The sequence below is a fragment of the Streptomyces sp. NPDC102283 genome, assembly GCF_044766265.1.
In the GTDB taxonomy this organism is placed as follows: domain Bacteria; phylum Actinomycetota; class Actinomycetes; order Streptomycetales; family Streptomycetaceae; genus Streptomyces.
The window spans coordinates 270,236-296,498 of record NZ_JBIWLQ010000002.1; the positions used below are offsets into that span (position 1 = coordinate 270,236).

Annotated in this window: 23 protein-coding genes, 1 pseudogene and 1 riboswitch; of the genes and pseudogenes, 12 read left to right on the plus strand and 12 right to left on the minus strand. The window is 73.0% G+C overall.

Going from position 1 to position 26,263, the window contains the following annotated elements:
- Positions 1–196 precede the first annotated feature (196 nt).
- Both ACIRJT_RS05605 and ACIRJT_RS05610 read right to left on the minus strand, forming a co-directional pair.
- Positions 197–1,429 carry a Dyp-type peroxidase gene (locus ACIRJT_RS05605; protein ID WP_403904911.1) on the minus strand — a complete coding sequence of 411 codons (1,233 nt, stop codon included), beginning with the start codon at positions 1,427–1,429 and terminating at the stop codon, positions 197–199.
- Between the two features lie 460 nt (positions 1,430–1,889).
- Entirely contained in the window at positions 1,890–2,855 is a 966-nt protein-coding gene (locus ACIRJT_RS05610) for a pirin family protein (protein WP_403904913.1), read from the minus strand.
- A 147-nt stretch (positions 2,856–3,002) separates the two neighbouring features.
- On the opposite strand from ACIRJT_RS05610, the gene ACIRJT_RS05615 reads away from it, so the two are divergent.
- Both ACIRJT_RS05615 and ACIRJT_RS05620 read left to right on the plus strand, forming a co-directional pair.
- On the plus strand, positions 3,003–3,368 hold the full coding sequence (locus ACIRJT_RS05615; RefSeq protein WP_403904917.1) for a tetratricopeptide repeat protein: 366 nt from the start codon (positions 3,003–3,005) through the stop codon (positions 3,366–3,368).
- Positions 3,369–3,477: 109 nt separating this feature from the next.
- Entirely contained in the window at positions 3,478–4,140 is a 663-nt protein-coding gene (locus ACIRJT_RS05620) for a hypothetical protein (protein ID WP_403904920.1), read from the plus strand.
- Positions 4,141–4,336: 196 nt separating this feature from the next.
- On the opposite strand, the gene ACIRJT_RS05625 is transcribed toward ACIRJT_RS05620, so the two are convergent.
- Together ACIRJT_RS05625 and ACIRJT_RS05630 are read right to left on the minus strand one after the other, a co-directional pair.
- The gene (locus tag ACIRJT_RS05625; RefSeq protein WP_403904922.1) at positions 4,337–5,092 is read right to left on the minus strand and encodes a CbtA family protein; all 756 of its coding nucleotides are present in this window, start codon (positions 5,090–5,092) and stop codon (positions 4,337–4,339) included.
- A 60-nt stretch (positions 5,093–5,152) separates the two neighbouring features.
- On the minus strand, positions 5,153–5,368 hold the full coding sequence (locus ACIRJT_RS05630; RefSeq protein WP_403904925.1) for a CbtB-domain containing protein: 216 nt from the start codon (positions 5,366–5,368) through the stop codon (positions 5,153–5,155).
- Between the two features lie 45 nt (positions 5,369–5,413).
- Positions 5,414–5,506: riboswitch (adenosylcobalamin (AdoCbl) riboswitch) on the minus strand.
- 126 nt (positions 5,507–5,632) lie between these two features.
- On the opposite strand from ACIRJT_RS05630, the gene ACIRJT_RS05635 reads away from it, so the two are divergent.
- Entirely contained in the window at positions 5,633–6,223 is a 591-nt protein-coding gene (locus ACIRJT_RS05635) for a histidine phosphatase family protein (protein WP_403904928.1), read from the plus strand.
- 246 nt (positions 6,224–6,469) lie between these two features.
- On the opposite strand, the gene ACIRJT_RS05640 is transcribed toward ACIRJT_RS05635, so the two are convergent.
- The 3 genes from ACIRJT_RS05640 to ACIRJT_RS05650 form a co-directional block, all read right to left on the minus strand.
- Positions 6,470–7,189, minus strand: a complete 720-nt coding sequence (locus ACIRJT_RS05640; RefSeq protein ID WP_403904931.1) for a 4'-phosphopantetheinyl transferase — start codon at positions 7,187–7,189, stop codon at positions 6,470–6,472.
- On the minus strand, positions 7,186–8,166 hold the full coding sequence (locus ACIRJT_RS05645) for a metallophosphoesterase family protein (RefSeq protein ID WP_403904934.1): 981 nt from the start codon (positions 8,164–8,166) through the stop codon (positions 7,186–7,188). Before ACIRJT_RS05645 ends, ACIRJT_RS05640 begins: the two co-directional genes overlap by 4 nt.
- Positions 8,167–8,322: 156 nt before the next feature.
- Entirely contained in the window at positions 8,323–10,536 is a 2,214-nt protein-coding gene (locus ACIRJT_RS05650; RefSeq protein ID WP_403904935.1) for a PI-PLC domain-containing protein, read from the minus strand.
- A 69-nt stretch (positions 10,537–10,605) separates the two neighbouring features.
- On the opposite strand from ACIRJT_RS05650, the gene ACIRJT_RS05655 reads away from it, so the two are divergent.
- Positions 10,606–11,493: a glycosyltransferase family 2 protein gene (locus ACIRJT_RS05655; protein WP_403904938.1), complete on the plus strand. Its 888-nt coding sequence runs from the start codon at positions 10,606–10,608 to the stop codon at positions 11,491–11,493.
- A gap of 17 nt (positions 11,494–11,510) precedes the next feature.
- Here the strand turns inward: ACIRJT_RS05655 and ACIRJT_RS05660 are convergent, their stop codons facing one another.
- From ACIRJT_RS05660 to ACIRJT_RS05670, 3 genes are all read right to left on the minus strand, one after another.
- Positions 11,511–12,692 (minus strand): MraY family glycosyltransferase, encoded by a 1,182-nt coding sequence (locus tag ACIRJT_RS05660; RefSeq protein ID WP_403904940.1) that lies wholly within the window; start codon positions 12,690–12,692, stop codon positions 11,511–11,513.
- 308 nt (positions 12,693–13,000) lie between these two features.
- On the minus strand, positions 13,001–13,219 hold the full coding sequence (locus tag ACIRJT_RS05665) for a hypothetical protein (protein ID WP_403904943.1): 219 nt from the start codon (positions 13,217–13,219) through the stop codon (positions 13,001–13,003).
- A gap of 157 nt (positions 13,220–13,376) precedes the next feature.
- Positions 13,377–14,954: an amidohydrolase gene (locus ACIRJT_RS05670; RefSeq protein WP_403904945.1), complete on the minus strand. Its 1,578-nt coding sequence runs from the start codon at positions 14,952–14,954 to the stop codon at positions 13,377–13,379.
- Between the two features lie 287 nt (positions 14,955–15,241).
- Here ACIRJT_RS05670 and ACIRJT_RS05675 point away from each other — a divergent pair.
- The 8 genes and pseudogenes from ACIRJT_RS05675 to ACIRJT_RS05710 form a co-directional block, all read left to right on the plus strand.
- Positions 15,242–15,505 (plus strand): annotated as a pseudogene (locus tag ACIRJT_RS05675) (amidinotransferase); the annotation flags it as partial.
- Between the two features lie 63 nt (positions 15,506–15,568).
- Complete coding sequence (locus ACIRJT_RS05680; protein ID WP_403904947.1) at positions 15,569–15,982, plus strand: hypothetical protein; 414 nt, start codon at positions 15,569–15,571, stop codon at positions 15,980–15,982.
- A gap of 119 nt (positions 15,983–16,101) precedes the next feature.
- On the plus strand, positions 16,102–16,959 hold the full coding sequence (locus tag ACIRJT_RS05685; RefSeq protein WP_403904949.1) for a helix-turn-helix domain-containing protein: 858 nt from the start codon (positions 16,102–16,104) through the stop codon (positions 16,957–16,959).
- A 168-nt stretch (positions 16,960–17,127) separates the two neighbouring features.
- Entirely contained in the window at positions 17,128–18,216 is a 1,089-nt protein-coding gene (locus ACIRJT_RS05690; RefSeq protein WP_403904950.1) for an iron-siderophore ABC transporter substrate-binding protein, read from the plus strand.
- 49 nt (positions 18,217–18,265) lie between these two features.
- Entirely contained in the window at positions 18,266–19,348 is a 1,083-nt protein-coding gene (locus ACIRJT_RS05695) for a FecCD family ABC transporter permease (protein ID WP_403904952.1), read from the plus strand.
- 116 nt (positions 19,349–19,464) lie between these two features.
- Positions 19,465–20,478 (plus strand): FecCD family ABC transporter permease, encoded by a 1,014-nt coding sequence (locus ACIRJT_RS05700; RefSeq protein WP_403905466.1) that lies wholly within the window; start codon positions 19,465–19,467, stop codon positions 20,476–20,478.
- 61 nt (positions 20,479–20,539) lie between these two features.
- Positions 20,540–22,357 carry an ABC transporter transmembrane domain-containing protein gene (locus ACIRJT_RS05705; RefSeq protein ID WP_403904955.1) on the plus strand — a complete coding sequence of 606 codons (1,818 nt, stop codon included), beginning with the start codon at positions 20,540–20,542 and terminating at the stop codon, positions 22,355–22,357.
- Positions 22,354–24,111, plus strand: coding sequence for an ABC transporter ATP-binding protein (locus ACIRJT_RS05710; protein ID WP_403904957.1), 1,758 nt, complete (start codon positions 22,354–22,356; stop codon positions 24,109–24,111). The genes ACIRJT_RS05705 and ACIRJT_RS05710 overlap by 4 nt, the downstream gene beginning before the upstream one ends.
- A gap of 141 nt (positions 24,112–24,252) precedes the next feature.
- On the opposite strand, the gene ACIRJT_RS05715 is transcribed toward ACIRJT_RS05710, so the two are convergent.
- Both ACIRJT_RS05715 and ACIRJT_RS05720 read right to left on the minus strand, forming a co-directional pair.
- Positions 24,253–25,536, minus strand: coding sequence for an MFS transporter (locus ACIRJT_RS05715; RefSeq protein ID WP_403904960.1), 1,284 nt, complete (start codon positions 25,534–25,536; stop codon positions 24,253–24,255).
- A gap of 6 nt (positions 25,537–25,542) precedes the next feature.
- Positions 25,543–26,220, minus strand: a complete 678-nt coding sequence (locus ACIRJT_RS05720) for a pyridoxamine 5'-phosphate oxidase family protein (protein WP_403904963.1) — start codon at positions 26,218–26,220, stop codon at positions 25,543–25,545.
- Between the last annotated feature and the right edge of the window lie 43 nt (positions 26,221–26,263).

Here is a 26,263-nt window from a genome sequence, read left to right on the forward strand (position 1 = left end):
GCATGGTGTCGGCGGTGGAGATTTGCGGGAAGATCACTTCCGGAGGCTGTGCCGTTCCGGCGGTGACGGAAGCGGAAGCGCCGCGAGCTGAGAAAGGACCGCCTGTCCGGCTCGCCAGGTGCGCGGACGAACCGCGGCGGTGGAGCTGATACGGATATCGCTGAGCTGAGACGCGCCGCCCGGAGGCGTTCGAAGATCATTTACGGGCCCCTCCCTGGCCGAGCAGTGCGGAGGCGTAGAAGTCCGAGTCGTCGGCCACTCCCGGCAGTACGAGAAAGTAGCCGCCGCCCGTGGTAATGCTGAAGTCGGCGAACCGCTCGCCCTCCAGCCGTTTCTGCACCGTCGCGAACTGCCTGGCCAAGTCCCGCTGGTAGCAGCAGAAGAGCAGCCCTACGTCGAGCGTTCCGTCGGGCGCGAGACCTCGGTCCATGTTGTAGCTTCGGCGCAGCAGGACCGAGCTCTCGCTTCCTTGGGTACGCGGATTGGCCCGGCGGATATGGGAGTCCAGCGGCGTGATTCGGCCTTCTGGGTCCCGCCCGTAGTCGGGCAGGTCGCTTTCCTTGCGCCCGTCGAGCGGTGCACCGGTGGCTTTGCGCCGGCCGAAGATCTGCTCCTGCTCGGCCGTCGGGACCCGGTCCCACTCCTCCGCGTGGAACCTCACGGTGCGCAGGACCTGGTAGCTGCCGCCGCGCGCCCAGGCCGGTCCCTCGTGGCCGACCCAGACAAGCCGGTCCATCTCTCGCTTCGATGTGGTGTCGGGGTGCGCCGTGCCGTCCTTGAAGCCGATGAATGACCGCGGAGCGCCCTCGGGTCGCGGTGGGTTCAGGAAGCCGTCGGCCCGCCACCGCGTTCGCAGCAGCCCCGCGGTTTCCCGGGCCAGATCGCGTACGACGTGGAGGACGGCGTCGGGATGCTGGGCGCAGATCTGCAGGGAGAGGTCACCGTGACTGTGTTCGGAGTCCAACCGGTCCCCGGGGAACTCCGGCATGTCCACGAGTCCGGGTGGCCGCACTCCTTCCAGTCCGTACCGCCTGTCGAACAGCGACGCGCCCACGCCGACGGTGATGGTCAGCCGGTCCTGCGGGCCGCGCACCGCCGCTACGTCCGGGTCTTTCGGTGTGACACCCGCTGTCAGGGTGCGGCACCGCGTGGTGAGCTTTTTGAAGAGGGCCGCCAATTCTGTCCGGTCGCGCGCGAGCACGTCGAACGCGACGAAACCGCCGAACGGCTGCTGCCGGGTGAGGATGCCTGCCTGATGTGCACCGTGGAACGGCACCCGGCCATCGCCGGAAGCGCTCGTCGAGATGCTGGAAGCGGGGCTGACCGACACCGTTGCGGCCAGGCCTCCGGCTCCCACCAGGCCCGCGGCGCCTCGTACCAGGGCGCGTCGGCCGGGATGCGGAGCCCGGGCGTGGTCATGTTCTGTCATGGCCGTTCTCTTTCCGGGGGGTCGTACGGCCTGCTCTGTCCCTGTCACCTCTACCCGGCTCGGGCGATAGCTGGGCGAGGGAAGCACCTCTCGCATCCTTTTGGCGTACGGAGAGGTGGGCCATGAGATCTATGGCGGCCGGCGCCGTCCCGCGACCGCCGTCACGCCGTCACGCCGTAGGGCGGAGAACGGCGCCTGCATGGTCGCCGGCTACGTGCGGCGGCACCTCACCCAGCGCCCGGACGGCGTCATCCCCGGCGGTGGTGGGGGCGGGAGCGACAAGGGCGGCGGCCTCCTCGCCCCCTGCGAACTCGTCCTCACCGATAGCCGCCTTGCCCACTCGGCTCTCCCGGGCACCGGGGCGAAGGGTCGGCCTGCGCGGGGTCCTCATTCTCCTGGTGGCCGTCGCGCTGACCGGGTGCACGGCCGGCCTGAGGGCAGTTCGGGCGGTGAACCCGGCTCAGCGCACCCTCCCCCGCGCCTTCAGCGGCACCGGAGGCAGCTCGGGGGCCGGAATCGGAGGGCCGTCGTAGCCCTTCACCTCACCGAAACGGGTGCCGTTCATCCAGTCGTCACGGGCCTGGGCGATCTCCTCGTGGGAACGTCCGATCCAGTTCCAGAACATGACGAGTTCCTCCTCGAAAGGCTCGCCGCCCAGGAGCATCAGGCCGGCGTCGGAGACGGCGCGCAGGGGCAGTTCGGTGCGGCCGCAGCCGAGGTAGAGCATCGAGCCGGGCAGCACGGGGACGCCGTCGACCTCGGCCTCGCCCGACATGGACAGGACCGCGTACTCGAAGTCGGGGTCCAGGGGCAGGCGGGCCTCGGCGCCACCGGCCAGGGCCACGTCGGCGCCGACGATCGGGGTGTACGCGGTGCCGGGCGAGGCCGCACCGTCCAGTTCGCCCATGATGACGGTGGCGGACACGCCGGGGGCGGTGACGAGGGGCAGGTCCGTGTGGTGCTGGAAGTGCGGCTCGATGGTGCGGTGCGCTTCCGGAAGGGCCACCCAGAGCTGCGCCCCGTGCAGGAGCCGGGCGTGTTCCTTCGGGCTCTCCTCCGAGTGGCTGATGGCTCGCCCCGAGGTCATCAGGCCCAGTTCGCGGGGGCGTACCGTCTGCAGGCTGCCGAGGCTGTCCCGGTGGAGAACCTCCCCGTCGTGGAGCCAGCTGACGGTCTGGAGGCCCATGTGGGGATGGGGCGGGACCTGCATTCCGGGCTCGTCGGTGATGTCGTCGGGGCCGTAGTGGTCCACGAAGGCCCAGGCGCCGACCATGCGCCTGCCGAGGTTGGGCAGCAGGCGGCGGACCTCGGTGCTCTCGCCGAGCTGGACGCGGCGGGGGGCGAGAAGCTCACGGACGGGTTCGGCGACGACGAAGCCGCGCCCTCCGCAGACGGAGGGCGTGGCCTGGCGATCGAGATTGCTCATGGCGCTCAACCTATTCCCGTAGGGGCGTGCGGCACCGGGTCCCACGCCAAAGTTTTAGTGGAATGTTCAACCATTGTGCGATGTTGTCATGGCTGAACGTACGGCGGGGCGGCCCGGAACCGGCCCGCACCACACGAAGGAGGACACGTGAGCGAGACCGAGACCTACTACGAGTTCGGCACCGCCGCCGACCGGTGGGACCGGGCGCAGATGTTCTTCGAGGCCAAGGAGTACCTGACGGCCGCGCGGATCCTGGGCGGACTCGTCGAGGAGGAGCCGAGGCAGGTCGCCCCGAGGCTGCTGCTGGCCCGCTCCTACTACCACTCCGCCCGGCTGGGTAGGGCGGAGAAGGAGCTCCGGGCCGTTCTGGAGCTCGACCCGGTGGAGAGCTACGCGCGCCTGATGCTGGGCCGGACGCTGGAGCGCCAGGGGCGGACCGCCGACGCGGCTCCGCATCTGCGGATGGCCGCCGCCCTCAGCGGCGACTTCGGCCCCGGAGGCGCCCTCTCCTGAGCCGCCCCGTGTGAGCGGCCGGGCCCGCACCCCTCGGTGCGGGCCCGGTCTCCTTTACCCGCCGATACCGGCATCGGACAATGGGATCTCCAGGACGAAGGGGTGGGAGATGCACGGATCCAGGAGTGCGGCGTTACGCCGGGCGCGGTCGGCCGCGCTCATCGGGCTGGCGGTGGCGGTTTCGGCCGGCTGCTCCGGCGGCGATGAGGGAAAGAGCGGAGAGGCGGCGGAGCAGGCCGCTCGCCCGCCGGGAGTCCACAGCTGGACCAGCAGACCGTGCGATCTCCTCACGGGCGCGGCGCCCGCCGAGGGCTTCACCCTCGGCAGCACCACCGACTCCGCCTCCTCCGACGCCCGGGAGGACCTCGGCGAGAACGGGGCACGGCCGCTCTACCGGCAGACCGGCTGCCTCGCGGACCTGAAGGCTCCCGACGGCACGTTCTGGAAGCTCAGCACCAGGGCCTCGGTGTACGAGGACCCCGAGGCCGCCGGCCACGCGTACCGCGTCAAGGAGGACCTCGACCGCGCTCACGGGCGCGGGCCCGAGAAGGTCCACGACGCGGCCTACGCGATACCGGCCGACGACCGGGGCCGACCCGGCCGCACCCTCCTCCTGTGGAACGGCGACCTCGTGCTCACGGTCTCCGCGTACGCACCGCACGGGAGCACGGAACACGACGTGCAGCAGGGCCTCGAACGCATCGTCGGCAACGCGGCACGCCGCACCGAGGACGGCCTGCGCGACCACGACGCCTCCTCCCCCGCGCCATGAAGACCTCTGTTCCCCGCCCGCTGCCCCCTGGCTCAGGTCCCCGCCGTAGCAGCGCTGTGAACCTTGCTACCCGCCGATCGCCACCCGCCTCGGCGGCTGTCCGGACGCGAGGGAGCCCGCCGGGGCCACGCCCGGCGGGCTCCTTCGTGTGCGTGCGCGCCTGCGTGTGCGTACGCACACGCAAGGACGATCCGGCTCAGTTCACCGCGCTCGCGGTGCGGTGCGTCGAGGCAAGGGCGGCGGGCGCCAGCAACCGTTCGGTGAGGTGGCCGAAGACGACGCCGAACACGGTCCACAGCGTCGCCTGCACCGCGAGCGTGGAGAGCCGGAACTCCCACAGCAGGCCGGCCGGGAAGTCCTTGCCCACTTCGTCGAAGGAGGGCAGGAAGGCGTAGGCGAGGCCGATCAGCAGGACGAAGCCGGCGACTGCTGCGACGGTCGCGTTCCAGTTGCCCAGGCGTGGAGCGAGCCGTCTGCCGATGATGACGGCGGCGACGGCCAGCAGCACGCTGAGGGCGACCATCAGGAAGAACAGGGCGGTGCGCTCACCGATGGTGTCGGGGTTGCCGACGGCGGGCGGGTTCGCCGGGTATTTGAGGAACGGCACGACGTAGACCGTGAGCAGGGCGGCACCCGCGATCAGCGCCGCCGTGGCCCGGGGGCCGAAGTCGCCGATGCGGCCCAGCGCGTAGCAGAACACGAGGGCGGCGATCCCGCCGACCGCGACGCCGAACACCAGAACACCGGTGGCGAGTCCGCCGGTGGCCTGCGTGGTGCGGCTGACCAACTCCTCGCCACCGCCGTGGTCGTGGCTGTGCGCCTCTTCGAGGGCGATGGCCGCGTCCACCTGGGACTCGCCCAGGAAGTAGGCCACGGCGAGCGCGAACGCGCCCGCGATCAGGCCCGCGAGCATGCCGCGCACGAGCAGAGCTCTGACAGATGTGGAGTTCACGATATTTTCCTGATTCCTCTTGCTTCCCGTGTCCGCTGATTACCTGGTTGCTCAGGTGCCTCAGTGGCAGGGGAAGCCGAGCAGGTGACGGCCGTCGTGAACCCATTCGTGGACGCCTTCGCCCGAGATGAGCGCGGTGGCGCCCTGTTCGGCGCCGACGAAGTACAGCAGGACGAGCATGAGGATGCCGAAGAAGACCGCCCACGGGGCAATGGCCTTCGCCGAGATCGGGGCGACCGTGGATGCCCCTGGCGCCGGAACGGCGGACTGTGCCATGGCAGAACCTCCTGTGGGAACACGCGTCCCTGTCGTGGTGCCTCGGACGAAGGTGCCGGGTCTGACTTCCCCGCGGGCGCGGGTTCACAGTGGCGCGACCGTGCCGGATTCCCACCGGACTTCCGTCGCACCCTCGTCATGGTCGACGTGACCATACCGCCTGCGCGCAGGCACCGCCATGGTCCAATCTGCGGGGTGGCGAAGCGCGGATTCCATGGGACGACAGGGTCCTGGGGCCCCTGATGGGAAAGTGAAGGCAGGGACATGACAGTTCGGGTGACGTTGATCTCACCGGCGATGAACGCCGCACTGCGGGAGGCCCGCTTCGACGGCGACGCCCCCCTGGACCGGTCCGGCCGGGAGCGGGCGCTGGCGGCGGCCGGCGCGGCGCCCGCGGCCGGAATCGCGCTCAGCGGCCCCTCCGAGCGGTGCCGCGGGACCGCCGAGGCGCTCGGCCTGACGGCGCGGACCGAACCGGCCCTGACCGGCTGGGACCTGGCGCGGTGGTCCGGCCGCCGCCTCGACGATGTGGCGGCCGCCGAACCCGCTCAGCTGACCGCCTGGCTCGGCGATCCTTCGGCGGCTCCGCACGGCGGCGAGTCGCTGCGGGATCTGGTCGAAAGGATCGGAGGGTGGCTGGATTCCCTCGGCGGGCCGGACGCACCCGGCGCGGGCTTTCTGGCCGTGGCCGAGGCCGCCGTCGTACGGGCGGTGGTCGTCCATGGCCTGCGGCTGCCGCTGGAGGCGTTCTGGCGACTGGACGTCGCCCCGCTGACGCTCACCGGACTCAGCGGGCGGGCGGGCCGGTGGAACGTGGCACTGGGCCGCCCGCTGACCGCTCCCCCGGCCGGCTGAAAGTCACCGCGCCACCGTCAACGCCCCCGGCCGGCTGGACTCCCTGCACCACCCCCTACAGCCCCCAGCGCCTGCCGAACGCCACCGCGCAGCCCTCGCACGACCCGCCGGACCTCACACGCAACGCGCTCCCCGGCCGCCCCGCCGAACGCTCCCGCGCACCGCGCACCGCGCACCGCGCACCGCGCACCGCGCACCGCGCACCGCGCACCGCGCACCGCGCACCGCGCACCGGCTGATTGCACGTCACACTCCGGCGATCACCCGCCAGTCGGGCCGGACCAGCACCGCCGTGGCGACGATGCCGTCCTCGATCCGCCAGTGCCCGTGCAGAGTCGTCGGCAGGGCCGGGTCCGTGAGAAGCAGACGCGCGGCGAACGTGCCCTCGGCGGCCGACCCGCCCTTAAGCCCCTCGCCGCCCCTCGGATCGTCGACTCGACGGAACGTCAGATCTGCCTGGATGAAGTCGAGTTCGACTCCTGTGACCGGGTACCAGGTCTTGAAGACACTTTCCTTGGCGCTGAACAGGACACGGTCCCAGTGGATCTCGCCCGTGCCTTCCGGTGCGGGCGGACCGATCCGCTCGCGTTCCGCGGGCAGGGTCACCAACTCCCTCACGCCGGTGGGGAGCGGGGCGTGCGGTTCCGCGTCGATGCCCAACGACAGCACGTCCGTCGCACGGGCCAGCGCGGCCGCCCGGTACCCGTCGCAGTGGGTGAGGCTGCCGACGATCCCCTCGGGCCACAGCGGTCGCCCCCGGTGACCGTGGAGCACGGCGACGGGCGGCAGGCCGAGTTGGGCCATGGCGCGCCGGGCGCAGGCGCGGGCCGTCGCGAAATCGTTCCTGCGTTTGGCCACGCTCTTGGCGATCAGTGCCTCCTCCTCCGGGAAGAGGGTTTCGTCGGGGACGGTCTCCGCGCGGGTGGCAGCGCAGGAGATGTCGGCGGGCAGCAGCCGCTCGATCATGAGGAGCCTCCGGGGGTGCGCCGTCGTGCGGACGGTTCGGCGTCGGTGCGGGCCGGTGGGGCGGGTTCGCCCTCGTAGGGGAGGATCTGCCGCAGCAGGCCGCGCGGGTGCCCTCTCTCACGCCACTCCCTGGGGTAGCCGATGGAGACCTCCTCGAAGCGCACCCCGTCGTACCAGGTCGTACGGGGAATGTGCAGGTGTCCGTAGACGACGGCGGTGACGTTGAAGCGGCGGTGCCAGTCGGCGGTCAGTTCGGTGCCGCACCACTGGGCGAACTCCGGGTACCACATCACCGACGTGGGTTCCCGGACCAGCGGCCAGTGCCCGGCGAGGACGAGAGGTATCCCGGTGTCGTGCTCCGCGAGCCGGCGTCCGGTCGTGGCGACCCGCGCGCGGCACCAGTCGTCCCGCGTCGGATAGGGGTCCGGGTGCAGGAGGTATTCGTCGTTGCAGACGATGCCGGACTCGTGCGCGACGGCCAGCGACTCCTCCTTCGTATGCGTTCCCGGGGCGCGGAAGGTGTAGTCGTACAGGAGGAAGAGCGGCGCGATCGCCACCGGTCCGTCCGGGCCCGGCCAGAGCGGGAACGGGTCTTCCGGAGTCGTCACTCCGAGGTCCCGGCACAGCTCGACGAGGTGGTCGTAGCGGGCCTGGCCGCGCAGTTGGACCGGGTCCTTGGGCAGCGTCCACAACTCGTGGTTGCCGGGGGTCCAGATCACGTGGGCGAAGCGCTCCGCGAGGAGTCCGAGCGTCCACCGGATGTCCTCGGGCGTCTCCGCCACATCGCCGGCGACGATCAGCCAGTCCGCGTCGGACGTCGGATGCAGGGACTCCACGATGGCGCGGTTGTCGGTCACCGCGGCGTGCAGGTCGCTCACGGCCAGCAGACGGCCCGCGCCCTGCTGTCGGCGCCCGTCGCCGGGGGCGGGAACGGCGGCGGGAGCACCGTGCGGTGCTGGGTCGCTCGGAGGCGTCATGGGCGCTGTCTTCCCGATCTGTCGGCAGTGGTCCGGCTCCGTCCGCACGGTGGGGAGCCGCTGGGAAGGTAGCCTCTCACGCTCCCCTCGTGGTTCCCCCGGGGTTTCGGACGGCGGGCACGTCGGACAGAGATCCGCCGCGTCGGTGACGTCTCGTCAGTCGCGCTCTGTCCGGGTGAAGTTCAGCTCGTCCACCGCGCCGAGCGCGTCGCCGACCGTCGTGTAGTCGACGGCGATGAAGGTGACCGGACTGCCGCGTTCCGCCTCGCAGGCCCGGGTCCGCTCCAGGACCCAGTCGCGGGCGTTGACGCGACCGGCGTCCAGGCGGCTGCCGCCCGCGTTCGTGATGAAGTGATTGAGCAGGAAGAGCTGTTTCCCGGTGCCGCCCCGGTGGGGCGCGCACGTCATCTCGGACGGGCTCCGGAAGGCGAACGGGGTCTCCATTGCGTACCGGTAGAAGTTGCGGTACCAGGGCGCCGGACCGTCGGCCTTCTCGGCGAACACCACCAGGCGCCGACCGCTGTCGATCATCTCCTCCAGGGTGGGCCACGGGGCGTCCGGGTCCGCCGAGGGGGTGTGCAGGAGGTCCTCCAGGCCGGCGGCGCGGAACGCCTTCTCGGTGTCCTCGGGGCTGACGTCGTCCTGGACGATGAGCGTCACGATCTCGGTGGGGTGGGCGCGCAGCCAGTCGCCGATGTCCTCCAGGGTCGGGACCAGCTCGACGGCCCCGGCGCGGCAGACCCCGTGGCAGAGCCAGAGTCCCTCGCGCGGCGGGTTGGCCCGGTCGATGGCACCGGAGATCAGGCGCCGTTGCTCGGGGGTGAATTCCGGTGAGTCGAGGCGCGCGGCGATGTCCTGCGGGCGTTCCCAGCGGTATGTGTCCAGCTGGAGGGCCCGGACGCCCGTGTTGAGTTGGGTGGTGATGTCGGGGTCCTGGAGGGGGCCGATGAACCGGTCCGCGGTGGTGGACATGGCGTTGTGCGAGGTGAGGTAGGCGGCTTCGTCGTAGCGCAGTTCGCACAGGCGGCTGCTGCCCAGGCACTGGCGGGGTGCGGACGGGCCGAACACGGGCGGCACGAGCAGTACGCCGGCCAGTGCGGCACAGGCCACGCCCCCAGCGGTCGTCCGCAGCGCTGTCGGGGTCGGCATCCGGCCCGGGCGCACCAGCAGCGCCCAGCCCACCCCCGTGAGGAGTACTCCGCCGAGGAGGGCCGTGAGGGCGGCGCTCAGCCCGGTGGCGACCGCCTGGTCCACGGCGTTGCGCTGGAGGTCGTCGATGAGCGAGGTGACGCTCGGGGCCCAGGAGGACGGTGTGGTGAGGAGGTGTCCTCCGGTGACCGGCCGGGCCAGGAGCACGGCCGCGGCGGTCAGGACGCCCGCGCAGGCGAGCGCCTGTCCCAGGCGCATCAGCCGGCGGGCCGGGGCGGCGGGACCGGTGAACCAGAGCGTCGTGAGGGCGGCCAGTGCGAGGGCGAGGGCGAGGGCCTGCACCAGGGTCAGGAGGCCGATGGCCTCACGGGCCCGCTCCAGGGCCGCGAGGTCCGTCCCGGCGGTGGTCAGGGTGTCGGTGAGGTCCCACGTACCGTCCTGGAGGGCCGTACGAAGGTCGGCGGCGGCGGTCCGTGAGCCGTCGGAGAGCGCGGCGGCCGCGGTGGCAGCAAGGGCGGTCGACACGTCTCCCTCCCCCAGGGCCACCTCGATCTCGGGGCGCAGCGCCGGCCGCTCCCGCTCCGGGACCGCCGCGAGGAGGACGTCGGCGGCGCGGTCGGCCTGGTCCTCGGTGAGCGGCAGCGTGGGCAGGTTCGGGGCGCGGCCCTCCTTGAGCGCGTCGAGCGCCGTGGCGAGGTCGGCGGTGAAGCGTTCGAAGTCCGGCTGCTCGCGGCCCTGGATACTGGCCACCAGGTCGCCGAAGTAGACGCGTGCGAGATCGGCGAGGTTCTCCAGCACCGGGGCCAGGTCGACGGTCAGCCGGAGCTCCTCGCGGTCACCGCGCAGATAGCCGGTCACCGCCTCGATCTGCTGGTCGGTGAGGGCCCGGACCGTGGCGGGCGGCAGCACGACCTTGATGTTCGACGTCACCAGCGCCTCGGGCACGGGCAGGTGGGCGAGCAGGTCGCGGGTGACGGGAGAGGTCTCCGGGTCGACGAGCACCTCGCTGTAGAGGCGGTCGTAGGCCGACTCCTCGTCCAGCACCGCCTGGTAGAAGCCGGGCGAGGCGACCGTGGACCGGACGGTCGCGGCCAGGGCGACCGTCGCCACGCACAGGACGGCCAGCAGGAAGGCGAGCACCGGCACGAGACGGCCGGACCGGCGCGGGGACATGGATCCCCACGCCGGCCCGAGCGGGTTCGCGGACGGTTCGGCGCTCACCCGCCCAGCCTATGCGGAATATCGTCTTTTATGTATGAATGATGAGACTGAGGAGCTGAGGAGCCCGCTGTGCACTCCGTTCACCTGGCCGTGCTGATGACGAGTCACGACCGCCGCGCGCGCACCCTGTCCGCGCTGCGCGCCCTGGAGGAACAGCGCGGGCTCCCCGCCGGGACGACGCTGGGCGTGCATCTCGTGGACACCGGCAGCACCGACGGTACGCCGGAAGCGGTCCGGCTGCGGCATCCGGCGGTGGAGGTCATGTCGGTGGGCGCGGACGTCTCCCGCAACCAGGCGCTGCGCGTCGCGAGCCGCAACAGCCGGAGCGGCGGCGGGGGCGGCGGTCCGCTCGGCGGCGCGCCCGGCGGGCCGACCCATGCGTGGACGCATCAGCTCTGGCTCGACGACGGGGTCCAACTGCTCCCGGACGCCCTCGCGACCCTGTTGCGCACGGCCGGGGTGGCCGGGCCCGGGGCCGTCGTCGTGGGTGCGGTGCGGAACGCGTACGGGGACACGGTGTACTCCGGCCGGCGGGGCCGGTCCTTGGCGCTCGTCGAGCCCGGCGAGCACCGGCCCGAGCCCTGCGACACGTACGACGGGCGCGTGGTCCTGGTGCCCCGCGCCGTGTACGACCTCGTCGGGGACCCCGACAAGGTCTTCCGCCACCGGATGGCCGACTACGACCACGGCTGCCGTGCGCGGCGGGCCGGAGTGAGCGCGTTCGTCGCGCCGGGTCACGCCGGTGAGTGCGTGGGCGGGCCGGGCGTTCCCGGATCCCGGGAGCCCGGGATCGGCGTCCGGGAGGCTCTGCGCCGCGCGACCTCGGTACAGGAGCTGCCGCTCCGCCCGTGGTGGGTGTACTGCCTGCGGCACACCTGGCCGTGGGCGCCTTGTCTGATGCTCGCCCCGTACGCGCGCACCGCGGCCCGCGCGACGCTCGGCCGGCTGCGGGGGTGATCACGGGCCGGGCGGTGTCAGCTTCGCTCGGCGGCGACCGCGGCGGACCGGCCGCTGGGCGGGGGCGGCACCGTGGGGTGCCTCGCGGCGGTCCCGGCGGAGGCGGAGGCCGCGCCCTTCCCCGGAGCCTGCCCCGTGACACCCGGCGTGAACGCGGCGGAGGGGATCGCGGCGCCGGTGGCGGGCGCCGTGGCGCGCCGGGCGGCGGTACGGGGCGGGGCGTACCCCGGGATCCTCAGCAGGGCGAACACGGCGGCCACGGTCCCGGCGAGCGGCAGGAGGAGGAACGCGGGATGCAGCAGGTCCGCGTACACCAGGGTCGCGGTGGTGACGGGCACAGCCGCCCACAGGGCGAGGAGGACCGCCGCGCCCGGCACGGTGACGCGGACCCGGCGCAGGCGGTGCGCGATGTGGTCGTCCGCGTCGCGCAGCGGGGAACGCGCGGCGCGGCGGCGGGAGATCAGGACCAGGGCGGTGTCGGCGAGGGCCACCGTCGCCAGGACCGGCAGCGCGGCCCACGCGGCGCGGCCCGGCAGGGCGGCCGCCTGGATCAGCGCGCCGGAGGCGGCCAGCGCGAATCCGATGAACTGCGCACCGGACGCGCCGAGCCGGAGGCGGGCGGGGTGCCAGTTGTGGAGCAGGAAGCCGGCCAGTCCCGCCACCAGGGTCGCGGGAAGCAGGGCGAGGGCGGAGTCTCCACCGAGGGCGGCGCACGCGAGCAGCCCGGCGGCGGTGACCAGGCCGACGGTGGTCAGCAGTCCGTCGACGTGGTCGAGCAGGGCGAAAGCGTTGGTGACGAGGACGATCCAGAGCACGGCCAGGGTGCCCGCCGCCGGTGACAGTCCGGCGAGGCAGACGACGAGGATCGCGGCGGCCGTCTGAACGGGGAGGCGGATCACGGCCGGAAACGGCTTCACGTCATGGACGAGACCGAGCGCGGCGGCGATCCCGGCACCGGCGAGCAGCCCCGCGACGGAGCCCGCGGAGTCATCCGCGGCGCCGAGCCACAGAGCCCCGCAGGCCGCCGCGCCGACGCCGAGCACGACCGACGCACCGCCTGCCCCGCGCAGCGCTTCGGCCCGTGGAGCACGTCCGTCCGGGGCGTGGGGGCGGAGCGCCGCACGGCGGGCGACCTTGGCGAGTGCGACCGTGATGAACAGCGCGGCCACACCGGAGGCGATGATCCCCAGCACGTTCACCTGCCCTGCCTTTCCTCGTTCATGACCTGCGGCGCCGGTGCCGGGCGGCCGGTGGAACGGCGGCCGCCCGGCACCGGGCCGGTTGCGGGTCGGGGATATGGGACGCCACGCGGGTGGCGTTTCTCCCCAACCTACGGGCCGATGTCCCCATTCACCCTAAATAACACGAAAAGGTCCATGTATTGTTCTGCCTCCCGCCTGCCGCCCGACGGCCACCGGGCTTCGGCAGGGCGCGGGCCGACCGGTCCACGACCTTCAAAGAGGCTCCGCGTGAACGCGGTTGGGAGAGGGAGCGGACGGAGTGGCCGTCAGCCTCCGAGGCCGCGCCCGGCGTTGCGCTCGGCGGCGGCATGCCACCAGCGGGGCGGAGAGGGGCCGGTGATCACAGCGGTGGGCTGGTCGGGGTGCAGGCCCAGGACGCGCAACGCGTCCGCGCGGACATGGACGACATACCGACCGCGCCAGTGCCCGTCCGCGCCGACGCCGCAGAGGAGGTCGAAGCGGACGAGACTCCCGGCGAAGGGCATCCAGTCGATGCCACGGTCCCGCAGTCAGGCGCGGAGGGCCGACGGGGGCCGCGGACCGCCCGGCAGGTTCTCGTACGACACGAGAGCCACCCACTCGGCGACCGGCCCGCCCTCCGCCTTCTCCACCCTCTCCGCACGCATGGCATCGAGCGTAGCGTCACCTCGCGGCGCGGGCGTCCCTGCCGTCCACGAAGGTCCCGACGATCTCGATGTCCCCGATCCGCGAGGGGTCCACGCGGTGCGGGTCCTCGCCCAGCACCACCAGGTCGGCGCGCATGCCCGCCGAGAGGGCGCCCGCCGACCCCTCCCAGCGACAGGCGTGGGCTCCGGCGACCGTGTAGGCCCGCAGCGCCTCGTCGACGGTGACGGCCTCGTCCGGGCCGACGAGGCGGCCCGACACGGAGGCGCGTTCGACCATGAACTGGATCGCCCGCAGCGGTGAACCGTCCGCGACGGGGCGGTCCGAGCTGCCGACGAGGGCGACCCCGTGATCCAGGAAGGCCCGGCCCCGGTACATCCAGCCCTCCCTCTCCTCCCCCATCACCGTCGCGTAGTCGTCGCCGAAGTGGCGCAGGAAGCTGGGCTGGACCACAGCGCTCACGCCGAGCCCGGCGAACCGGGGCAGCTGGTCGGGGCGGATCAGCCCGGCGTGTTCGATACGGTGACGCGCGTCCGGGCGGGGGCGCAGCTTCTGGGCCCGCTCCAGGGCGTCCAGGGCGAGGTCGGCGGCGCGGTCACCGATGGCGTGGACGGCGAGCTGCCAGCCCGCCAGGTGCCCGTCGACGATGAGGTCGGCAAGGCGGTCGGGGTCGTCCTGGAAGCGCCCGACGTTGTCGGTCGTGCCCTCGTACGGGGAGGTGAGCGCCGCCGTGCGCGCCATCATCCCGCCGTCGGTGTAGATCTTCAGCGCTCCCAGGGACAGCCATTCGTCGCCGAATCCGGTGCGCACGCCGAGGTCCAGGGCCCGGGGGAACCCGTCGTCGGCATGGGTGGCACGGGGGCGCAGGGTGTCGCCGGATGCCATGAGCTGGACCCGCAGGGGCAGTCGGCCGCGGTCCCGGAGCAGTTGGTAGGCGCCCAGTTCGACGGGGCTGTGGCCGAGGAGGCCGCCGCCGACGCCCGCCTCGGCGCAGGCCGTGATCCCTTCGTCGAGGCTGGCGCGGGCGGCCAGCTCGATCGCGTCGGCCAGCTCTTCCTGGGAGTAGGGCAGCCGCAGTCGACGGGCGGCGGTCATGGCGCTTTCGGCGAGGAAGCCGTTCTCGTGCGGCGTCCCGTCCGGCAGCAGCTCCAGCACGGCGGTGTTGACGACACACGCGTGCCCGGAGTCGTGCATCAGGAAGACCTTGCGGCCGTGGCTGACCCGGTCCAGTTCGGCGGCGGTCAGGTGCCGCCCCAGGGCCCGTTGGTCGTACCCGGCGACATCCACCCAGGCGCCGGACGGGGCCGGCCGCCGGGCCGCCGCGTCCACGACGGCGAGGATGTCCTCGACCCGCTCGCACGGGGCGACGCTCGGCGTACCGGCTTTCAACCCGGCCCAGGCCAGGTGGACATGGCTGTCGATGAAGCCGGGCAGCACGGTGGCGCCGCCCAGGTCGAGGACCTCGCGGGCGGGCAGGGAGGCCACGGCCTCGTCCACACCGACGACCCGGCCCCGCCAGATGCCCAGGTCGTGGGCGACGGGGTGGTGGGGGTTCATCGTGAGGATGCGCGCGTTCGTCAGCCGCGTACAGAGCATGGGCAGTCCGTCCGTCGGAGGTTCGGGGGGAGAGCGGGGGCGAAGGGGCCGGGCCGGCGCGGAATCCCTCGGAGCCGTACGCCCGCGAGGGCCTCGCCGCCGGGGGCCCCGCCGTCCGCAGGAATGTAGCGCCGGGGCGCGGCGGGCACCATCGGCCCCCGGACCGGGCTCGGGTCGGACGCGGGTCGGAGATGGGCCGGACGCGGGGTCGATCATGGGCGGACATGGGTGGGACATGGGCGCGGTCCGACGCAAGGGCGCCAGTCGACACTCCACCCGCAAAGGGCCCGGCGGCCTTCTCCCCCGGCAGTCCGGCCGTGATGCGGCGGCTGTTTCCGGACGCCCTCCTCGCCTCCGCAGCCGTCGCGGCCGCGTTCGGGCTGAACGCGACGTCGGACGGGTACAACGTGGTGTTGCCGCAGAACGCGACGGATCTGGCCGGCCGGCTGTGCGAGCGCGGGTTCCGCCCGGTCGGCGTGGACCTCTCGGAACTCCTCAAGGCGGGCGGCAGCGTGAAGTGCTGCGCCCTGGAGCTGCGCCGGGACGCCTGAGCGGGCGGCCTCCCCGCGGATATTCCGTGGGGAGGCCGCCGGGGCGTCGGTACGGTGGCGCGCATGACCACCGAGCCCAGGACCTTCCCTCCCCGCCCCCTGTCCGCGGTCAAGGCCGTGTACGCGCGCCAGGGCGGCTGCCCGTCCTCCCTCGCCGTGGCGGTGGCGGATTTCGAACCCTGGGAGGAGGGAGTGGAGTTCGAGACGGCGGACACGTGCACGGTGCCGGGCTGGCCGGACACCCGGGTCGCCGAGCTGCGGGAGGCCTTCGGCTCCGGCGTACGCGAGGAGTTGGAGGAGCTCGCGACGCTGAACCCCGGCACCACGGTGGCGGTCGCGGTCGTCCTTCGGTCGATCAAGGTGCACGAAGTGGACTCCCACCCCCGCGCGTTCCGGCAGGCGGGGCGACAAGCCGTCCATAACGCGTTGGTGGCGGCCTACGGCCCGCCGTCGACACCCTGGCCGAGGCTGTCCTGAACCCGCGCCCCGCCCCCCACCGGCCGGCCGGCCGGCCGGCCGCACATCGTCCGCGATGACCGTGGCCGCCTCCATCGCCGCCCAGCGGCCGCCCGGGATAGTTAGGGTAACCTAACTTCATGCCGATCGCCGCCTCCCGCCACCCGCACGTCGAGGCCACCTCGACGGCCTCGACGGCCTGGGCCGAACCCCCGGCCGGCGGGGCCGAGGTGGCCGAGCCGTATCTGCTCACCACCGCGGTGTTCGACGACTCCGAACCGACACGGCCGGTGACCTCGGGCGTGCACACGCACACCGACGCCCTGCTGGTCTGGCCGCACACCGGCTCGATCACCCTGCGCACCCGGAACACCGTGCGCCGGCTGCTCCCGGGGCAGGGCGCCTGGCTTCCACCCGGCACCCCGCACGCGGCCTCCCACGAGGCGGGCGGCATCAGCTGCTACACCTACGTGGCACGACGGGCCGTCCCGCCGGGGTGGTCCGCCGCCCGCCCGATGCGGGTGAGCCGTGCGCTCCAGGAGATGCTGCTGCACCTCGACGCGACCGCGATGCCCGACGACCTCCGGCTGCGGACGCAGCGCGTCGTCATCGAGATGCTGGAGGAGGACACCCTTCCCGCGATCGAGGTGCCCGTGCCGGAGGACCGGCGGATCCAGGTGCTGGCGGACGACGTCATGCGCGATCCGGAGAGCGACCTCTCCGTGGAGGGCTGGGCGGCCAGGCACGCGCTGAGCGTACGCACCGTCACCCGGACGTTCAGCCGCGACGTCGGCATGCCGTTCGCCCGGTGGCGCTCACTGGTCCGCATGTCCGCCGCCACGGCCCTGCTCGCCCAGGGGCACCCGGTCAACCTCGTGGCACACCGCAGCGGTTACGCCACCACCAGCGCGTTCTGCGCGGCCTTCCGCCGGGTCACCGGCGCCAGCCCGACGGAGTACCTGCGCGAGCAGGCCGCTCCGGCGCCGGCCGCCCGCTGACCCCCGACCGCCCGCCACCCCCTCCCACCGCGACGCCGCGGGCGGAGGCCCGCCCGCCAGATGGCCGATTCACGACACACCCTGGCCGGTACACGACCCCTCAGCGACTCCAGCCTTCCTAATGTCTCTCCAGGTGAGGGTTGCCTTACCTCGGAACCAAGGAGAGACATGTCGATATTCATCCCGGCCCGACGCGGGCCGGGCGCCCTGGTCCGCGCGCTGACGGTTGCGGTCGCCGCGGTCGTCGTCCTGGCGGGCTGCGGTGGCACCACGTCCGGCTCCAACGCCCCGGAGGCGAAGTCCGGGGCGAAGTCGGCCGCGTTCCCCGTGACCATCGAGCACGGTCACGGAAACACGACGATCGAGCAGAAGCCGAAGCGCGTCGTGGCGGTCAGCTGGATGTCCCTGGACGTGGTCGCCGCCCTCGGCACCGTCCCCGTCGGCGTGGACAAGCAGTGGGGCGGCGACAAGCAGGGCTACACCCCTTGGTTCCGCAGCACGGTCGAGAAGCTCGGGGGCCCGCTGCCCGAGACCCTCAACTACGGCGACGCGGGCGAGATCGACTTCGAGCAGATCCTCGCGCTGGAACCCGATCTCATCGTCGGCCTGTACTCCGGCATCACCGACGTCGACTACGAGCGGCTCTCCCAGATCGCCCCCACCCTCCCCTACCTCGAGAAGCCGTGGGACGGCGGAACCTGGCAGGAGATGACCCGGACCATCGGCACGGCGCTGGGCGAGAGCGGCAAGGCCGAGAACCTCGTCACCGACGTCCAGGGGCAGCTGGCCGCGGTGGCGAAGGACAACCCGGGGTTCAAGGGCACCACGTTCGCCTACGGACTGGCCCTCGCCCCCGGCTCCACCGACGTCGGCCTCTACGTCGACTACGACGCCCGGGTCCGCCTCCTCACCGAGATGGGCTTCGAGAACACCCCCTCGATGAAGAGGATCGCCTCCACCGTCAAGGGCACCAACTGGTACGGCGGCATCAGCCTGGAGAAGCTCGACACCATCGACGCCGACATCTTCGTCGCCTGGGCCAACGGGGCCGACGAGGTCGAGCACACGCTGAAGGACCCGCTCTTCACCCGCTGGAAGCCGATCGCGGAGCGCAGGTACACCTTCGTCCAGGACGCGACCATGGGCATGGCCACCAGCGGACCCTCGGTGCTCTCCATCCCGTGGGCGATCGACCGTTACGTGCCCATGCTCGCCGACGCCGTGGCGGGCAGGGGCAACACCGGCGCGGGCTCCTGACCTCCGTCCGCCGCTCCGCCCAGGTGACGCCCCCTCCCCAAGGACAACCATGACGACCGCCCCGCCCACGGGTGACCTCACCGCCGCCGCCGAGCGCACCGCGCCGGGCCCGCGCGACGACGCGGGCCCCGCCCGCCGCCACCGGCACCGGTTGCTGATCCTGCTCACCGCCGCCGCCCTGCTCCTCGTCGTCGCCGTCCTCAGCGTGATGATCGGGGCGCGCGCCATCGCGCCCGGCACCGTAGGGGACGCGCTGCTCCACTTCGACGACTCCGACGAACACGTCATGGTGCGCGAACTACGGGTCCCACGTACCGTCATCGGGCTGGTCACCGGCGCGGCTCTCGGCCTCAGCGGCGCGCTGATCCAGGCGTTCACCCGCAACCCCCTGGCCGACCCCGGCATCCTCGGCGTCAACGCGGGCGCGAGCCTCGCGGTGACGTTCGCGGTCGCCGTACTCGGATACACGGCCGCCGGACAGTTCATCTGGTTCGCCCTGGGCGGGGCGTTCGGGCTCACCGTTCTCGTCTACGCCCTCGGTTCGATCGGGGCGGATCGCGGCACACCCGTCAAACTCACCCTGGCGGGCGTCGCTTTCACCGCCGTGTGCGGCGGATTCACCAGCGCCATGGCGCTCAAGAGCACGACCACCTTCGACGTCATGCGCTTCTGGGGCGTCGGCTCCATCGGCGGGCGGTCGCTCGACATCCTGCCGGTCGCCCTGCCGCTCATCGGCTCCGGCCTCCTGCTCGGACTGCTCAGCGCGGGATCGCTCAACGCCCTCGCACTCGGCGACGACATCGCCCGCTCCCTGGGTACGCGTCTGGCGGTGACCAGGGTCTCGGTGATCCTGGCCGTCACGCTGCTGGCCGGAACCGCGGTCGCCATCGCCGGTCCGATCTCGTTCGTCGGGCTCATGGTCCCGCACATCGTGCGCTGGTTCGTGGGGCCCGACCAGCGCTGGATCCTGCCGGTCACCGTCATCGTCGCCCCCGCCTTCCTGCTGGCCGCCGACATCATCGGCCGTGTGGTGCTGCCCTCCGGGGAACTGCGGGTCGGCCTCGTCACGGCGCTGGTCGGCGCCCCCGTCCTCGTCGCCCTCGTCCGGCGGCGGAAGGTGAGCACCCTGTGAGCACCCGCAACGCGTCGCAGCCGGCCGGGACCGCGCCGCCGACCACCGGGACCCTACGGACACGGGGCCCGGACCGACCGCCCGGCAAGGTCGACTCCGGCCGGGCCACCTGGACCCTGCGGCGCGGCGGGGTGGCGCTGCGCGTCGACCGGCGCGCCGTGCTCGTCTGCGCCGCCCTGGCCGTCGTGGTCGCCGCCCTGGGGGTCGTGACCCTGGGCTCCGGGTCGATCAGCCTGACGCCCCTCCAGGTGCTGTCCGCCCTCCTCGACCCGGACGCCGACCCCCGGGCGCGCCTCGTCGTGGTGACCTGGCGGCTGCCGAGGCTGCTGTTCGCCGTGGTGTGCGGAGCGGCTCTCGCGATCAGCGGCGCCCTGTTCCAGTCGCTCACCAAGAATCCGCTCGGCTCCCCCGACGTCATCGGCTTCGCCTCCGGCTCGTACGCCGGCGCGAGTGTCGTGATGCTTCTGCTCGGCACGGCCAACTACCTCGCGGTGGCCTCGGGTTCCCTGATCGGCGGGGCCCTGACAGCGCTGCTGGTGTACCTGCTGGCCTACCGCGGCGGGCTGCGGCCGTTCCGGCTGATCATCGTCGGCATCGCCGTCGGCGCGTTCCTCGGCTCGCTCACGTCGATGCTGCTGCTCTCCGTCAGCCCGCAGCAGGCGATGCTCGCGGCCACCTGGGGCGCCGGTTCCCTCAGCGGGCTCGGCTTCGACCAACTGCGCTCGACCGCCGCCGTGTTCGCCCTTCTACTGATCGGCTCCGCCCTCGTCGTACGGCCCCTGGTCCATCTGGAGATGGGGGACGACGCGGCCGTCGCGCTCGGCGTGCGCGCCCAGCGCGCCCGGTTGACCGCCACCGTCGTCGGCGTGGCGCTCACCGCGCTGGTGACCGCCGCGGCGGGCCCGATCGCCTTCATCGCCCTCGCCGCTCCGCAGATCGCCCAGCGTCTGACCCGGAGTTCGACCACCCTGCGCATCGTGCCCGCCGCCCTCGCCGGGGCGGCCGTCCTGGTCGGCGCGGACTACCTGGCCCAGCGCATCGACCTGCCGGTCGGCGTCGTCACGGTGTGCGTCGGCGGCGCCTACCTGGCCTGGCTGCTCGCCCGCCAGTACGCGGGCCGTCGTCGATGACCGCCCTGCGGACACCTCCACCCGCGCGGCCCACCCCCCCTTGCCTCCCGAGGAGCGACCCGTGAGCACCACGACCCCGCCGGCCCGGCCCCCGGCAGCGGACCACCCGGCGAAGGGCCCCGGGCCCCGCGCATCCGAGGCGCGCCAGGACCCCGAACCCGCCTCCGTACAGACGCTGTTCCGTATCGCGCTCGTGCGGGACGGGCGCGGCCTGCGGCTCGGCCTCACCACGGTCGCGTTCATGGTCCATCAGCTGTGCGAGGCCCTGGTGCCGATCCTCATCGGGGTCGTCATCGACCGGGCGCTCGCCCCTTCCGACGGCCCGGCCCTCCTCGGGTGGCTCACCGTGCTCGCCGGGGTGTTCACGCTGCTGTCCCTGTCGTACCAGCGGGCCTCGTCCGCGATGGTGACCGTCTACGGATACGGCGAACAGGCCTTGCGCCTGAGGACGATGGCCAGGCTGTTGGATCCGCGCTCGCTGCGGCGGCCGCCCGGGGCGGGCGAGGCGCTCTCGCTGGTCTCCTCCGACACCTACCGGGTCGCCGGGGTCTCCTGGAGCGTCGTCCAGCAGGCGTCCACGATCACCGCCATCCTGACGGCGTCGGCCGTCCTGCTGCTGATCTCCCTCCCGCTCGGCGCCGGGGTGATCGGCGGCACCGTCCTGCTGCTGCTGGTCATGCGGCGGATCTCGATGCCGCTGGAGGCACGGGGGCTGGCCGAGCAGAGCTCGGCGGCTCGGGCCGGTGACGTCGCCACGGACATGATCACCGGCCTGCGGGTGGTCACCGGCATGAACGCCCGCGCCGAGGCGGCCCGCCGCTACCGCGTAGCGAGCCAGGAGTCGCGCCGGGGCGCCGTCGCCGCCGCGCGGTCGGTACTGACGTACTCCAGCGTGAGCCTCCTGCTGTCCGGACTCTTCCTGGCCGCGCTCGCCACCGCCTCCGGGTGTCTCGCTCTCGACGGCGACATCACGACCGGTCAGCTCGTCACCGTCCTGGGCCTCGCCCAGTACCTCCAGGGCTCGCTCGCCCACGTGGGCACCTTCGCCTCCAACTGGATACACAAGCGCGCCTCCGCCCGCCGGCTCAGCGACCTCATCAACGAACCGCCCCTGATCGAGACCGCCCCCGGCCCCCGGGACGGCCTGCCCGGGGATTCGGCCGACACCACCGCCCCGGCGCTGCTCTGGCACCCGCCCGGCCACGACGAGCCGGTGCGGCTGGGGCGCGGCGAGCTCGTCGGCGTCGTGCCCGGCCGGCCGGCCCTGGCCCGGGACATCGGCGACCGGCTCGGCTACCGCGTGCCACTCGCCCGCGGTGAACTCCTGGTGGGCGGCGTCGACGCGGTCGCGCTGGGGCCCGAGCGGGTACGGGAGTTGATCGCCGCGCCACCCCACCACAGCGCGGTGTTCTCCGGCTCGCTGCGGTCCAACCTCGTCCCCCCGGGCGGTGCCCCGGACCCCGCCGTGCTGCGGGCGACGATGCTCGACGACGTGATCGAGGACATCGGCGGGGACGGGCGCGACGTCGGCGAACGGGGACGCAAGCTCTCCGGCGGGCAGCGTCAGCGGCTGCTGATGGCCCGCGCGCTGCACACCGGTGCGCAGGTCGTGGTCCTCGACGAGCCGACCACCGCCATCGACCCGGCGACCGAGCAGCGCATCGCCGAAGGCCTGCGCGCCCTGCGCACGACCACGCTGCTGGTCACCACCAGCGGCATCCTGCTCTCCGCCTGCGACCGGGTCGTCGACCTGTCGGCGGAAACCGACACCGCGCCCTGTACCACTCCTGCCGCCGCCACTTCGGGCACGGAGTGCGACTCCACGTCCGACACCGCTCCCGCCGCCGACCGTCACGAACCGAACGGAGCCCCCCGGTGACCCCGGTACCCACCCTGCCCATCGCCGACTCCCGCCGGACCCGGCGGGAACTGCTGCGCCGAATCGGCGCCCACCGCTTCCGGCTCAGCGCGGCGCTGGGGACCCTCCTCGTCGGAACCGCGGTGACCCTCGCCACTCCGCCCCTCCTCGGCTCCATCGTCGACGCGGTCGCCGATGTCTCCGGGAGGGGCCGGGTGACCACGCTCGGCATCGCCCTGCTGGTCGTCGCGGCCACCGGTGCCGCTCTCGCCCTCCTGGGCGGGCGGATGTTGGTCGCCCTGGTCCAGGACGTCCTGGCGGCACTGCGCGAGGACGTGTTCACGACCGCGATCGGGCTGCCCGTCGACCTCGTGGAGTCCTCGGACAGCTCGGACGTGGTCTCCCGGGTGACCCACGACGTCGAGGCCATCTCGGAGGCCGCTTCCGACGTCCTGCCCGAGGTGACCGGCGCTGCCTTCACCATCGGTCTGAGCCTGGTCGGGCTCGCGGTCCTCGACCCCCGCCTCGCCCTGGCGGGCCTGGTCTGCCTACCCGTCCACGTCCTGGCCACCCGCCGCTTCCTCGCGGGCACCCACCAGGTGTACGGGGACATCCGCAGGCTGGAGTCCGCGCGCGGGCAGAGCGTCATCGAGGCGGTGCACGGCGCGGAGACCATTCGCGCGTACGGAACCCAGGGCGCGCACCTGGCCGAGCTGTCCGATCGGGGCGAGCGGGCCATCGAGCGGCAGCGCGAGGGCGTACGGCTGCGCAACCGCTTCACGGGGTGGCTCAACGCGGCGGAGTTCGTCGGCCTGGCCGCCGTACTCGCGACCGGGTACGCGCTGCTCGGCGCGGGGGCGATCTCGCTCGGCGCTGCCACCGCCGCCGCCCTCTACTTCCACCGCCTGTTCGGACCGGTGGGCGCGCTCCTGGGCAGTCTGGACGATATCCAGCGGGCTACGGTGGGCCTGGCCCGTCTGGTCGGGATCACCGACCTCGCCGACGGTCGGGGCGACGGGACGGCCGTGCCGCGCCCGGCGCGCGTCCCGGACTCCCCGGACTCCCCGGCCTCTCCCGAGATAGCGGTGCACAACGTCTCTTTCTCGTACGACGGAGTGCGCCCCGCGCTCAGCGAGGTGACCCTGACCGTGCCGGCGGGCACCAGCGTCGCACTCGTGGGCACGAGCGGCTCGGGCAAGTCCACTCTGGCGCGGCTGATAGCGGGCCTGGGCGAACCCACCGGCGGCCGGATCACCGTGGGGTCGTGCGCCGGGGCGCCCGCCGCCCGGTATCTGGTGACGCAGGAGGTCCACCGGTTCGGCGGCACCCTGGCGGACAATCTGCGGCTGGCCCGCCCCGGCGCGTCCGACGAGGAACTCCGCGCGGCGCTGCGCGCGGTGGACGCCGACTGGGCGGAGGGCCTGGAGTCCGGCCTCGACACCGTGCTCGGCCCGGGCGGGACGCCCCTGGACGACGGCGCGGTCCAACATCTGGCGCTGGCCCGCGTCCTGCTGGCCGATCCGCCCGTGGCCGTGCTCGACGAGGCCACCGCCGAGTCGGGGGCGGGCGATCTGCTGCGGAGGGCGCTCGCCCGGGTGACCCGGGGCCGGACCAGTGTGATCGTCGCCCACCGCCTGGACCAGGCGCGCGACGCGGACCGTATCGCGCTGCTCTCCGGCGGCCGGGTCGCCGAAGAGGGCACCCATGACGAACTGCTCGCGCACGACGGCGAGTACGCGGCGCTGTGGCGGGCGTACAGCCGGGGTGCCGGCTGAGTCCGAGAACGCCGATCGGCCCTTGGCGCAGGTGTCCGGGCCCCGGCGTGATGCGTGGCGTCGGACCGGTGAGCCGGGCGCGGCTCACCACCCGGACCACACCTCGGCCGACCTCACGGCGGACCGCCGGCCGCTCCGCCCTCAGCAGCGGTCCGGCACTCGGCGCAGGGAGCGGATCGGGCGGGCGGCCAGCAGAGCGGTGGCGGTGAGGAAGGAGACGACGACGCCGACCAGGAGCACCTGGTCGGTGCCGAACGCGCCGACGGCGGGGCCCGCCAGCGCACTGCCGATCGGGTACATGCCGACAGAGCCGGCGACCTCGTAGGCGTGGATGCGGTTGAGCATCTCGCCCGGTATCTGGGTCTGCACGCTGGTGGCCCACATGACGCCCCAGACACCGATCCCGGCCCCGACCGCGACCTGGGCGGCAGCGAGCGCCCAGACCGGCAGTCCGAGCACGATGCCCAGCGGGTACAGCGGGTAGGCCAGCATCGCCACCGCACCGGCGGCGAGCGGCCGTTGGGGCTTGTAGCGGATCGCCAGCAGGCCACCGATCACGGTTCCGGCGCCCAACGCCGCGTTGAGCAGGCCGAAGGACCGCGCGCCGTGTTCGGGCACGATGACACCCGCGGCGACCGACAGTTGCGGCCCCCAGGCGAGCACCGCGTAGAACATCCAGATCACGATCACGCCCCAGAGCCAGCTACGGGCTCGGAACTCCCGCCAGCCGACCGCCAGGTTGCGCCACAGGCCCTCGCCCGGCGGCGGGGCGGGGACCGTTCCGAGCCGGAGCGCGAGAAGGCAGACCGCGCTGGTCCCGTAGGCGACGGCGGAGATCGCCATCACCCAGCCGGTGGATCCGAACCCGACGAGGACGCCCGCCAGCGCGGGGCCGCCGAGTCCGGTGATCGCCTCGGAGGTACGCAGCACCCCGTTGGCGCCCTGCACGTCCCGGGATACCAGCGGGACGGTCGAGGAGGCGCCCGGCTGGAACAGTGCGTTGGCGGTCCCGGCCACCACCAGCAGCGCGTACAACTGCCAGAGGTGGTCGATGCCGTGGACGAACAGGAGGGCGAGCATGATGTGGGCGGCGAGGTTGGCCAGATCCGCGATGATCATCATCCGGCGGGCGGTGAACCGGTCGGCGAGCACACCGCCGAACAGCACCAGGCCCGCGAACGGGGCGACCAGGAAGGCCATCGAGTAGCCCGCGGCGTCCAGACCGTACCCGTCGAGGAGCAGACCGGCGGCGACGGCGACCGGCAGCATGGCCCAGCTGAGCAGACCGGCGCTGCGGGCGACGAAGTAGTACCGGAAGTTGCGGGACCAGATCGCGGGCTCCCCCGGTGGCGGCGCCCCGGCGGTCCCGCCGGTCATCGGCGGGGTCGCGACCACCGTGGCGTGTTCTGCCGGTCGTTCTTCCACGGCCGTTCAGCCCTTCCGTCGTCGATGGTGCTCGTCGGCTCCGCGCGGCGGTGACGAGCGGTGTCGCGCGGCGAGTTCCGCTCGCAGGGCGGCGTTCTCCTCTTCCAGCCTCGCCAGCCGGTCATGGACCGGTCCCAGGGCGTCGGAGAGTTCGCGTCGGGTGAAGCGGGGCGTGATGTGGTTGGGACAGTTCCAGGCGACGGCCTCGACCCGGACGGTGACGAGTTGTTCGACCCTGCCTTCGGTGCGCGGCGAGTCCAGGCGTTCGGCGAGTACGGGGTTCTCGTCGGCGGGTACGGCGGTGGCGCGGCCGAAGAGTTTGAGGCGGGTCTGCCGGGCGTGGTCGAGGAAGAAGAGCGCGACGCGGTCGTTGCCGCGCACGTTGCCGGTGGTGATGTACTGCCGGTTGCCGCGGACGTCCAGATAGCCGAGGGTGTGCTCGTCCAGGACGTGGACGAAGCCCGGTGGTCCGCCGCGGAACTGGATGTACGGCCAGCCGGTCTCACCGACGCTGGCGAACAGGAAGCCGTCGAGGCTGCGGATGAAGTCGGTCGCGGCGGCGGTCAGGGGCTCCGCCTCTTCGGCCGGCTCCCGCAGGCGGCGGCCGACCGCCGTGGCGCTGCCCATCTCCTGCTGGACCCGGCGCACTGCCGAGGTGTGTGCGAGTCGGTCGTACCGGCTCATGCGGGGCTCCTGTCGATCGGCACGTAGGGAGGTAGGTGGTCTC

Excerpts from the sequence above, each read along its gene's own strand:
- ACIRJT_RS05720 (WP_403904963.1), bottom strand. The coding sequence starts at position 26,220 with ATGAGCCGGTACGACCGACTCGCACACACCTCGGCAGTGCGCCGGGTC.
- ACIRJT_RS05670 (WP_403904945.1), bottom strand. The coding sequence starts at position 14,954 with ATGCTCTGTACGCGGCTGACGAACGCGCGCATCCTCACGATGAACCCC.
- ACIRJT_RS05695 (WP_403904952.1), top strand. The coding sequence starts at position 18,266 with ATGACGACCGCCCCGCCCACGGGTGACCTCACCGCCGCCGCCGAGCGC.
- ACIRJT_RS05635 (WP_403904928.1), top strand. The coding sequence starts at position 5,633 with ATGACAGTTCGGGTGACGTTGATCTCACCGGCGATGAACGCCGCACTG.
- ACIRJT_RS05690 (WP_403904950.1), top strand. The coding sequence starts at position 17,128 with ATGTCGATATTCATCCCGGCCCGACGCGGGCCGGGCGCCCTGGTCCGC.
- ACIRJT_RS05620 (WP_403904920.1), top strand. The coding sequence starts at position 3,478 with ATGCACGGATCCAGGAGTGCGGCGTTACGCCGGGCGCGGTCGGCCGCG.
- ACIRJT_RS05665 (WP_403904943.1), bottom strand. The coding sequence starts at position 13,219 with ATGCCCTTCGCCGGGAGTCTCGTCCGCTTCGACCTCCTCTGCGGCGTC.
- ACIRJT_RS05680 (WP_403904947.1), top strand. The coding sequence starts at position 15,569 with ATGACCACCGAGCCCAGGACCTTCCCTCCCCGCCCCCTGTCCGCGGTC.
- ACIRJT_RS05685 (WP_403904949.1), top strand. The coding sequence starts at position 16,102 with ATGCCGATCGCCGCCTCCCGCCACCCGCACGTCGAGGCCACCTCGACG.
- ACIRJT_RS05605 (WP_403904911.1), bottom strand. The coding sequence starts at position 1,429 with ATGACAGAACATGACCACGCCCGGGCTCCGCATCCCGGCCGACGCGCC.
- ACIRJT_RS05630 (WP_403904925.1), bottom strand. The coding sequence starts at position 5,368 with ATGGCACAGTCCGCCGTTCCGGCGCCAGGGGCATCCACGGTCGCCCCG.
- ACIRJT_RS05640 (WP_403904931.1), bottom strand. The coding sequence starts at position 7,189 with ATGATCGAGCGGCTGCTGCCCGCCGACATCTCCTGCGCTGCCACCCGC.
- ACIRJT_RS05645 (WP_403904934.1), bottom strand. The coding sequence starts at position 8,166 with ATGACGCCTCCGAGCGACCCAGCACCGCACGGTGCTCCCGCCGCCGTT.
- ACIRJT_RS05610 (WP_403904913.1), bottom strand. The coding sequence starts at position 2,855 with ATGAGCAATCTCGATCGCCAGGCCACGCCCTCCGTCTGCGGAGGGCGC.